3 protein-coding genes are annotated in these 4,999 nt (G+C 48.2%); all 3 read left to right on the top strand.

Features of this window, described 5'->3' with window-relative positions:
• Nucleotides 1-323 precede the first annotated feature (323 nt).
• The 3 genes from GF404_00490 to GF404_00480 all read left to right on the top strand — a co-directional run bounded on the left by GF404_00490 (nt 324) and on the right by GF404_00480 (nt 4,573).
• A complete protein-coding gene (locus GF404_00490; GenBank protein MBD3380649.1) occupies nt 324-1,694 on the top strand; it encodes a hypothetical protein in 1,371 nt (456 codons plus the stop codon).
• 307 nt (nt 1,695-2,001) lie between these two features.
• Nucleotides 2,002-3,480, top strand: a complete 1,479-nt coding sequence (locus GF404_00485; GenBank protein MBD3380648.1) for a magnesium chelatase — start codon at nt 2,002-2,004, stop codon at nt 3,478-3,480.
• Nucleotide 3,481: 1 nt separating this feature from the next.
• Complete coding sequence (locus GF404_00480; GenBank protein MBD3380647.1) at nt 3,482-4,573, top strand: VWA domain-containing protein; 1,092 nt, start codon at nt 3,482-3,484, stop codon at nt 4,571-4,573.
• The last annotated feature ends 426 nt before the right edge of the window (nt 4,574-4,999 follow it).

Genomic DNA, 4,999 nt, shown 5'->3' with positions numbered 1-4,999 from the left:
TGAAATCAGATCTCCTCAGAAAGCCGTGATAGTCTCAGGCTACGCTGAAAGCGAAAGAGTCGATGAGGCTGTAAGGCTCGGAGCCAGCCTGTTTTTGCGCAAGCCGGTGACAATAAAATCAATCGCCCATGCGGTCCGCAAGGTGCTCGACCAGTCCCGCGTAAGGTAGTTTCAAGAAAATATTACAGATCTGCGGTTTGCCTCGATATCTTTCGGGATATTACGTAAGTACTTACATAAATTGCTTGCATTATGTAACCTCTTACGTAAAATTGCGTACAAGATGCTGAAAACAGAAGTCTACTTAAAAGCGAGGTGTAATTATGTTGAAATTCCGTCTACTGCCAGGCACAGTGCTCGTCTGCTTAATGCTGTTTTTCTGCGGGGGCACTGGCAACCTGGCCGCGCAGAAAATGATGCAGGCCGATGATGTGAAAATCGACGGATCCACGAAACTGGAGATCATCGACAGTGTGATGAAAACCATCGAAGATGTCTATGTCTTTCCCGATGTGGCCGTTAGGATGGACAAGTATGTCCGCGGGCAGTTTAAAAAAGGTGCCTACGATGAAATCGAAAATGCAGGTGAATTCACTGCCAAACTAACCGAGGATTTGCGTTCGATTTCTCATGACCGCCACCTGGGCGTGGCTCACTTACCGATGATGACGGCCGAGGACATAATGGATTTCGACTCGTTGCCTGCAGATGTTAAGAAACAGCGAAGGGATCAAATGGTAAAGCGCGGCCAGGCGCGAAACTTCGGCTGGAATAAACTTGAAATCCTGCCCGGCAATGTCGGTTATGTTAAATTCGATGGTTTCAGTGACGCAGGCTATGCCGGTCAGACGGCGGTAGCCGCGCTCAATTTTCTGGGCTATGTCGATGCGCTCATAATCGATCTGCGTGAGAACGGAGGCGGGTCACCTTCCATGGTCCAGCTGATCAGCAGTTATTTCTTCGCTGAATCCGTACACCTGAACAGTTTTTATATCCGTAAAGAGGACACCACCAAGCAGTTCTGGACACAGGCTCATATCGAGGGTCCCAGGCTCACTGATGTCGATTTATATATTCTTACCAGTTCTTACACATTTTCGGCGGCCGAGGAGTTTACCTACAACCTCAAGAATCTCGAGCGAGCCACAATCATTGGCGAAACCACGGGGGGTGGCGCTCACCCGGTAGAGGAACATGGATTTCTTAACTTGAAAGTCGGGGTGCGCGTTCCTTTCGGACGAGCCGTGAATCCGATCACGGGTACAAACTGGGAAGGTACTGGAATAGAACCTGATATACAGGTCCCTGCCGATCAGGCTCTTGAGGTGGCTCATTTGGAAGCTTTAAAGGAACTTAAAAATAAAATCGAGGATCAGGACCGGCTGGCCTCGCTAAACTGGGATATTGAAATAATGGATGCCCGCCTGAATCCTGTCGATGTCGACCAGAAACTTCTCCGGGATTACGCTGGAAGCTACGGTCCCCGGCAGGTCAATTACAAAGAAGGTGCTTTGTTTTACAGCCGTGACGGACGTGCTGAGAAAAAGTTGACAGCGTTATCTCAAGACACCTTCATTATTGAAGATGTAGATTATTTCAAGATGAAGTTTGTACGGGATGATGATGGTGATATCAGCCATATCCTGGGAATCTACAAGCAGGGGCATACTGACAGGTCTGACCGGGATAATTAACCGCAAAGATACATTAACCGCAAAACAGGCCGTCCACGGAATGGCCTGTTTTTTTTAAATCATCAGGTTGAAATGTTTTAGTACTACCGCGATCGCTTGTGTGAGGGCTATTCCCGTCGCAACTAAATTGAACAGATGCATGTTTCGCTCCTTTCCGTCAGTTTGGATTCATCGAAAAAATACGCAGATGTATTATTTTAGACGGTTAACTCATCGGGATGTTCAAGTTTGCCTGGATTTTCTTTTGAACCGATTCAATTCTTATTTGTTATCACATACGGTAACTTGAGAAAAGGGAAAGGACAGAATGAAATTAGCGAAAACACTGGGTGAATTGAAAGAAACGGGATACCGACCGCGCTCCACCAAGGAAGAACTGCGAGAAAACCTGATTGAACAGATAAAGGCGGGTATTAAACGTTTTCCGGGCATAATCGGCTACGATCGCACGGTTCTGCCCCAGCTTGAAAACGCAATCCTGTCAAAGCATGATATATTGCTTTTGGGGCTGAGGGGACAGGCAAAAACCAGGATCTTACGGCAACTTAAAAACCTGCTGGATGAGTACCTCCCGATTATCAGGGGCAGTCAGCTAAACGAGGACCCATTTGTGCCGATTTCCAGCAAGTACAGTCAGTTGGCCGAGAAGGCCGGCGATGAGCTCGAAATCGACTGGCTCCACCGCGACCAGCGCTACAACGAGAAACTGGCCACGCCCGACGTCACAGTGGCCGACTTGATCGGTGATCTGGACCCGATCAAGGCAGTTCGTGAAAAGCTGGACATCTCCAATGAAGAAGTGATCCACTGGGGAATAGTGCCACGTACAAACCGGGGAATATTCGCGATCAATGAGTTACCTGACCTGCAACCACGAATCCAGGTTGCGTTGTTGAATATCCTCGAGGAAAACGATCTGCAGATACGTGGATTTCCGATCCGTATACCACTCGATATGATGCTTTCGTTTACGGCAAATCCCGAGGACTATACCAATCGGGGAAATATAATCACTCCACTGAAGGACCGTATATCGTCGCAGATCAACACTCATTATCCGAAAACCATCGATGAGTCCAAACAGATCACCCGCCAGGAAGCCTGGAGCAGGAGATCGACCGATATTCAGATACCGGAATTGATCCGGGATATCATCGAGGAGATAGCTTTCCGTGCGCGCGAAAGTGAATATGTCGATCAGACCTCGGGTGTCTCAGCGCGTATGACTATCTCCGCCTATGAGAATCTGCTTTCGAATATCGAGCGTCGTGCGGCAATCAATGGTGACGAGGATCGTTTCCCGCGGATTTCAGACCTGTTCGCAGCCCTGCCGGCCGTGATGGGCAAGATCGAACTTGTTTACGAGGGTGAGCAGGAAGGCCCCAACATTGTGGCGGTTTCAATTATCGGGGAGGCGGTTCGGACTGTATTCGATAAAATTTTCCCTCCACCGCGAGTGGAAAAACGACAGACAGTGGTAGCTGAAAAATCTCCCAAACTTCCCGAGGACAGCCCCTATGAGGCAGTCATAGATTACTTCTCTTCAGGGCGCAGGCTGGAAATTTCCGATGAGATGTCCTATGCGGATTACCGCAAATCTCTTAATGAAGTTGCCGGATTACGTGAAATCGTAGAGAAATACCACAAGGTATCCGATGATCATGAACTCCTGTTGTACATGGAATTTGTACTGGAAGGTCTCCATCGCAGAAATATCATCGCCAAGGAATCCCCCGACAACAAGTTTGTTTACGCCGACATGATCCAGCGGATACTCCGGAGTTGAGATGAGATTTATATATTCTGAGTGGGATGACAACATTATGCGTCGCCTGCAGGATATGCGGGATTTGATGTCGATCTTCAACTACCTGCTGTTGCAGACCAACGGCGATGCCGAGATGGCGCTCAAGTATATGCGTCGTCTCCAGAAGATGGGTGTTCTTCCGCCCCATTACGACCTGGATAAGTTCGAAAAACAGCTTTCGGATGACAGGGTGGTGCAGTTCCAAAATGACCGCAAAAGCCTGACAAAAAAGGGTGAAAGACAGCTTCGGCAGGATTCATTCGACCATATTTTCAAGCAACTCCGTCAATCCGGTCCGGGAGGACACCAGATTCCCCTCGGGGGCGGTATCGCCGATGAACAGTTGCCTGAGAAGCGCGAGTATATTTTCGGTGATGAAATGGACAAAATCGATTTTCAGAGTTCTTTGTTCAATACAATCCGACGTACCGGTTCGCTGGGGATGGATATGGCCGAGAAGGATCTCGAGGTTTACGACCGCGAACAGATGACCAGCGCGGCGACTGTTATGCTGATTGATGTTTCGCATTCGATGATTCTATACGGGGAGGACCGAATCACCCCGGCCAAGCAGGTGGCGATGGCGTTTTCGGAATTGATCCTGACCAGGTATCCCAAAGACAGTCTCAACATCGTGCTGTTTGGAGATTTTGCCAAAGAGGTCAAGGTCAAGGACTTGCCTTATATCGGCGTGGGGCCATACCACACCAACACCAAGGCCGGTTTGCAGATGGCGCGCAGGATTCTCTTGAAAAAGAAAAATGTCAATAAGCAGATTTTCATGATTACCGACGGCAAACCTTCTATGATCCGGCGTCGCAACGGCAGTATGTACAAGAACCCGGTCGGCCTCGATCCTGTTATCGTCAATCGTACCCTCGATGAGGCGATCATCTGCCGAAAAAAGAGGATTCCGATTACAACCTTCATGATAACTAAAGATCCCTACCTGCAGGATTTTGTGGCCAGGCTGACCGAACTTAACAAGGGGCGGGCTTATTTCTCATCAGCTGACAATTTGGGCGATTATATATTCTGGGATTTTGTCAGCCACCGTAAAAAGCGCAAGTGATGCATAACTCCCATTTCTTATTTAGATCTCTAACAGTTTCAACAAACTAGTATCGCTACTTTCAGTTTTATCAATGAGAAACTATAGCTACAAGATGCTAATAAATTGCCAATGTGTGAATCCTGATTATAAAATAATAGAAAATATTGTATAAAAAATACCGCCTGAATCGATCAGGCGGTATTGTTATGATTACTTATCTCTGTTTAGCAGTCCGGGGTTCCATCGTTATCGACATCGCAGGGCGGGTTGCCTCCTGCGAAGGCATAATTGATGATGTACACTGCGTCGGATACATCAACTGAACCATCGCAGTTGGCATCCGCGATTGAGACCGGCACAGGTGGCGGACCGCCACCGAAAGCGTAATTGATCACGTAAACCGCGTCGGAGACATCCACACTGCCATCGCTATTGGCATCACCG

This window comes from Candidatus Zixiibacteriota bacterium, assembly GCA_014728145.1.
Taxonomy (GTDB): domain Bacteria; phylum Zixibacteria; class MSB-5A5; order JAABVY01; family JAABVY01; genus WJMC01.
Note: the sequence above shows the minus strand (reverse complement) of the source record. Positions and strands in the feature narration are given on the sequence as shown.